The following is a 3791-nucleotide window of genomic DNA, read 5'->3' as shown; positions in this document are numbered from 1 at the left end:
CCCCCCGCCGGGGGCCAGCCGGCCGGGGTCCAGCCGGCCGGGGTCCACTTGGCCCACCGGGCCCGGTCGGCCCGGGCGTGCTGGCGGGTGTCGCCGTCGGGATCGCCCTGGTGACGACGCTGGTGATGCTGCCGACCGGGCCGGTGGCACGGCTGGCGCGGCCGGAGAGCTACGAGCCACCGCAGCGGGCCGCGAGCGCCCGGGCCGCGATCGAGGCGGTCGAGCCCGGTTCGACCGTGGAGGCGGACATCTACCTCATGGCGTACCTCGTGCCGCGCGCCCAGGTGTACTGGATCGGCAACGAGGGCAACCCGGCGCCCGACTACGTCCAGCTCGACACGCTGCGCCGGACCTGGCCGGACCGCGACGTCACCGACACCGCCGCGCTGGCCGAGACGCGCCACCCAGGCACCGACTACGAGCTCGTGCTCGACGCCGAGGGTTACCAGGTCGCGCGCCGGGTGGGGTGACTCAGGCGTCCTGGAGGTGCGCCAGCACCTCGGCGAGCACCTCGGCCGGTGTACCGCCCGAGGTGATCGTGAAGCCCCGCTCGTCGGACTCGAGCCCCTCGAGCGCCGCGAGCTGCGAGTCGAGCAGGGTCGCCGGCATGAAGTGCCCCGCGCGCGCCTCCATCCGCTCGGTGGTCAGCTCGACCGGCGGGGCCACGTGGACCACGATCGTGTTGCCCTCGGCCGCCCGCAGCACGTCGCGGTACTTCTTCTTCAGTGCCGAGCAGGCGACCACGGTCGAGTGACCGACCCTCGCCTCCGCCGTCATCCACTCCTGGATGGACGTGAGCCAGGGGGTGCGGTCGTCGTCATCGAGGGGGTGGCCGGCGTGCATCTTGTCCCGGTTCGCCTGGCTGTGGAACTCGTCGCCCTCGGCGAAAACGTAGCCGAGCTTGCCGGCGAGCATCATCGCGACCGTCGTCTTACCGCTGCCGGACACACCCATCACGACGACGTGACGGGGTCCGCCCGACCTCTTCGGCCAGGGGGAGATCTCGGGGGCAGCGGACTCGCTCATGGGTGGCTCCGATTTCGCGTGGCAGGGGCTTCGAGCAACGTACCGGCCGGCAGTTTCCACAACCATCGCTTGCCAGCAATTGCACGGTTCCGGTGGCGAGAGGTGTTTCACACGGCCGGACCGGGTCACCTCGACGCTGTGGGTGGTCGACGCAATTGAGTGCTCCGACGGCAGCCTCGCCGGGGGTCGGTGCGCCAGGAGTGACGACGACCAGTCCCCAGTGCAGAGGTGTCCCGCGCTCCCGTGCCCGTCGCGGCCACCGCGACTGCCGACCCGCGAGAAAGTCACGGCCGACGGATCAGCGTCTCCGCGCCCCTTGGTCAGGGCCCGGCCTCCGCGTGAACGGGTCCGCCCCCACCGTGCGGGCTGTCGGTGCCGGTGCCGGTGCGCGGCGCAATCGTGCGATGCCGTCCTCCGCTCCGTCGACGCCGGCCCACGTCCGACGATCGCGGCGTTCGCGGCGATCGCGGCGAGCATCGTTTCCAGGTGCTCCCGGTCATCGGCAACGGGCGCGCGCACCACCGGCGCTTGGCGTCACCGAGCCGGGGCCACGATGATCACGTGCTGGTGCCGGGACCGGCGGAGTGGGCATCATCCCATCCGGTGTGGTCCACCTCGTGCAACGACAACGACACCGGTGGGCGTACCTCCGCCCGTAGGCACCCACACGTTCGGCAGATGCGCCGGCCCAGGCGGTCGATCGCCTCGTGGCTGACCGTCCTGCCGTCGGCCGGCACTGCTCCCTTCAACAGCTCCACGCTCTCGTCCCGGGCCCCTGGGTAGATCTCTGCCCAGTCCGTCCCTGGCAACATCCTGCGTACCACCAGCAACCCTTCACCCGACCAGCACTGCTGCTACGACGCCATGGCACTGCCCGCCGCCAGTTGCCCCGTCGCGGGCTCGGGTCCACCGGGCCGCCCGGGCTGCTGGCCGGATCGACGATCGGCTCCCTGCCGCACGGTGCGACGCCGGCGGGTGCTGGTCCGCTCGGCCGAGCCCGCGCCGTGTCCGCGACCGTCGTAACGCTCAGATCCCGAACAGGCCCGGGGGGAGCAGCACCGGGATGCTCATGAGTGCCCAGAAGCGGAGGAACCGGCCCACGAGCGAGACGAGCGCGAAGAGCCACCACCGCATACCGACCGTGCCGGCGAGCACCGAGACCACGGCGTAGGGCGGGACGCTGCCGAACGCTGCCACCGCCGTCACCGCGCTGGGGCCCCACGGGTGGCTGCGGGCCCACTCCTCGACGGCCGTCATCCGCCGCGCCCACGTGCCGGTGGCGGCGCCCCGGCGGCGCACGTGCGCCAGATCCAGCACTCCGCGTCCCACCAGGTAGAACGGCATCTTGCCGGTGACCTGGGCGACGGCGGCCACGAGCGCCACCGGGATCGCCGCCACGTCCGCCGTCACGGCGGCGCCGACGAGATAGACCTCCACCGGCAGGAACACCACCACCGAGGACAGGAGGCTGTAGAGGAACGCCCGACGAGGACGGTCACGCGTCGAGGGTGCCGAGCACGCGGCGCGCTGCCTTGCGGTCGCCGAGCACTGCCCGTCCTGCCTCGCGGTCACCGAGCACGCACCAGGTGGTGCGACGGCCTGCCGACGGGGCGGTCATGGTGTCATCATCCCGTTCGTCCACCTCAGAACGTGATGGCGTGCTCCGCGCGGTACCCGGCCAGCACGGTGTCGACGATCCGGGCGGTGCGCAGCGCGCTCTCGCCCGTGCTCAGCGGCTCGGCCCGCCCGGTCAGGGTGTCCACGACATTCTGGATCAGCGCCTGTTGCACGACCTCGGGGTAGGGCGCGTCGATCTCGTGCTCGCCGTCGGGCATCCGTAGGACGAGCGGCTCCTGCCCGAAGCTGGAGAACCGGAGGGTGCCCGCGGTGCCGACGATCTCGACCTCGTCGCGCCGTTCCGCGGCGTCGAAGGACCACAGCCCCACGCCCGGAACGCCGGAGGTGAAGACGAAGGTCGCCGCCACCGCATCTTCCGCCCGGTGGTGGCCACCGAGATTCGCGGCCGCGCCGCTGATGGCGCCGATCGGCCCGAGCAGGTGGTCGAGGAGGTCAAGGGTGTGGGTGCCGAGGTCGACGAAGAGACCGCCGCCCGAGATCTCCGGCTCCAGCCGCCAGGGCAGGTGGTTCGGCTCCCACGTCCGGGCGGGGCTCTGCAGCCGGACGGACACGGCACGGACGGAACCGATCGCGCCGTCGTCGAGCAGCTTCTTCACCGTGGCGAAGCGGGGCATGGCCCGGCGGTAGTAGGCGACGAACAAGGGGACGCCGGCCGCCCGGGCCGCCTCGACCATCTCCTCGCCCTCGGCCGCCGTACGGGCCATGGGCTTCTCGACGTAGACCGGCTTGCCTGCGGCGGCAACCCGTACGGCGTAGTCGCGGTGGCTGTCCGGCGGTGTCGCGATGTAGACGGCGTCGACCTCGGGGTCGGCGATGAGAGCGTCGGCGTCGTCGTACCAGCGCGGGACGCCGTGACGGCGGGCGTAGTCGGCCGCCTTCGCCCCGTCGCGTCGCATGACGGCCACCAGCTCGGAGTGCTCGGCGCGCTGGAACCCCGGCCCGCTCTTGCGCTCGGTGACGTCGCCGACGCCGACGATGCCCCACCTGACCGGCCCCGGAAGGATTGCGCTGCCCGCTCGCCTCATGGTGGCGAAACTATCGGAGGGCACCGACGCCCCGCTCACGCGACCACATCGGCCCGTTCAGGCACACACGCCGGTCGGCACGGTGACGGGAGCCCGCACACC

At 72.4% G+C, this 3791-nt stretch carries 4 protein-coding genes and 1 pseudogene; 1 reads left to right on the top strand and 4 read right to left on the bottom strand.

Going from position 1 to position 3791, the window contains the following annotated elements:
- Window positions 1–470, top strand: a pseudogene (locus ACYC1Z_RS14535) (hypothetical protein); the annotation flags it as partial.
- Between the two features lies 1 nt (window position 471).
- Here ACYC1Z_RS14535 and ACYC1Z_RS14530 read toward each other — a convergent pair.
- The 4 genes from ACYC1Z_RS14530 to ACYC1Z_RS14515 all read right to left on the bottom strand — a co-directional run bounded on the left by ACYC1Z_RS14530 (window position 472) and on the right by ACYC1Z_RS14515 (window position 3689).
- Window positions 472–1026, bottom strand: coding sequence for a gluconokinase (locus tag ACYC1Z_RS14530; RefSeq protein ID WP_461410233.1), 555 nt, complete (start codon window positions 1024–1026; stop codon window positions 472–474).
- Between the two features lie 1026 nt (window positions 1027–2052).
- The gene (locus ACYC1Z_RS14525; RefSeq protein ID WP_461410232.1) at window positions 2053–2481 is read right to left on the bottom strand and encodes a VTT domain-containing protein; all 429 of its coding nucleotides are present in this window, start codon (window positions 2479–2481) and stop codon (window positions 2053–2055) included.
- Window positions 2482–2521: 40 nt separating this feature from the next.
- A complete protein-coding gene (locus tag ACYC1Z_RS14520; RefSeq protein ID WP_461410231.1) occupies window positions 2522–2644 on the bottom strand; it encodes a hypothetical protein in 123 nt (40 codons plus the stop codon).
- A gap of 25 nt (window positions 2645–2669) precedes the next feature.
- Complete coding sequence (locus ACYC1Z_RS14515; protein ID WP_461410230.1) at window positions 2670–3689, bottom strand: Gfo/Idh/MocA family protein; 1020 nt, start codon at window positions 3687–3689, stop codon at window positions 2670–2672.
- Window positions 3690–3791: the final 102 nt, after the last annotated feature.

The organism is Georgenia sp., from assembly GCF_054605595.1.
This window is presented reverse-complemented; position numbering and strand designations above follow the sequence as displayed.